This window comes from Ruegeria sp. AD11(2025) (assembly GCF_056542405.1).
Map to the genome: position 1 here is coordinate 1 of NZ_JBQFZU010000109.1, position 1123 is coordinate 1123.

Below are 1123 nucleotides of genomic sequence, written 5' to 3' on the forward strand. Positions count from 1 at the left end.
GACCTGCTGCGCCGGGCGATGGGTAAGAAGATCAAAGAGGCGATGGATGCCGAACGCCCCAAGTTCGAAAAAGGCGCGGCAGAAAACGGGGTGGATGCCAAGAAAGCCAGCGAAGTCTTCGACCTACTCGAGAAATTCGCCAATTACGGCTTCAACAAATCCCACGCCGCCGCCTATGCGGTGGTCAGCTATCAAACCGGCTGGTTGAAGGCGTAGTTGGCGAACTTGTCGAGCAGGTTCCAAACCTCGGTCGCTCTGTCGGTGTCGACGCCGTTCTCTGCCGCACCTTTGAGGAATTTGGGCCGCTCGGCATCCATCGCCTCTTGGATCTTTTTGCCCATCGCGCGGCGCAGCAGGTCAGCGCCCCCAAGCGAATAGCCGGCCATTTCCTGCGCGATCTCCATCACCTGTTCCTGATAGACGATGATGCCTTGTGTCTCGTCCAGAATATGATCGACCGTTGGATGCAGCATATCGCGCTTGCTGAGTCCGTTTTTGACCTCGCAATACTTCGGGATGTTTTCCATCGGGCCGGGACGGTACAGTGCAACGAGGGCCACAATGTCTTCGATACAGGTCGGTTTCATGCGCTTGAGCGCGTCCATCATGCCCGAGGATTCCACCTGGAACACCGCCACCGTCTTGGCTGCCGAGTAGAGTTTGTAGGTAGCCTCGTCATCCAAGGGTATGGCATTTATCTCGTTTTTGGCCCCTTCAGCGGGTTTATAGAGTTCTGTGCCATCGGCGGCGATATGCAGATCCCGCCCGGATTTGAAGATCAAATCCATCGCATTCTGGATCACGGTGAGTGTTTTCAAACCCAGAAAGTCGAACTTTACCAGCCCGGCCTGTTCCACCCATTTCATGTTGAACTGGGTCGCGGGCATGTCTGAGCGTGGATCTTGATAAATAGGCACCAGCGCGTCCAGAGGGCGGTCACCGATGACAACACCCGCCGCATGCGTCGACGCGTTCCTCAATAAACCTTCAACCTGCTGACCGTAGTTCAACAGACGCTCTACGACTTCCTCACTGCGCGCCTCTTCGCGCAAGCGCGGTTCGTCTTTGAGGGCCTTTTCGATGGACACCGGCTTGACCCCTTCGACCGGGATCATCTTGGACA

1 protein-coding gene and 1 pseudogene are annotated in these 1123 nt (G+C 56.3%); one reads left to right on the forward strand and one right to left on the reverse strand.

Annotation, left to right across the window (positions count from 1 at the left end):
• The first annotated feature begins 6 nt into the window (after positions 1 to 6).
• Positions 7 to 216 carry a hypothetical protein gene (locus tag ACR1XY_RS24545; RefSeq protein WP_480597425.1) on the forward strand — a complete coding sequence of 70 codons (210 nt, stop codon included), beginning with the start codon at positions 7 to 9 and terminating at the stop codon, positions 214 to 216.
• Here the strand turns inward: ACR1XY_RS24545 and ACR1XY_RS24550 are convergent.
• Positions 201 to 1123, reverse strand: a pseudogene (locus ACR1XY_RS24550) (DNA polymerase III subunit alpha); the annotation flags it as partial. The gene ACR1XY_RS24545 and the pseudogene ACR1XY_RS24550 overlap by 16 nt on opposite strands.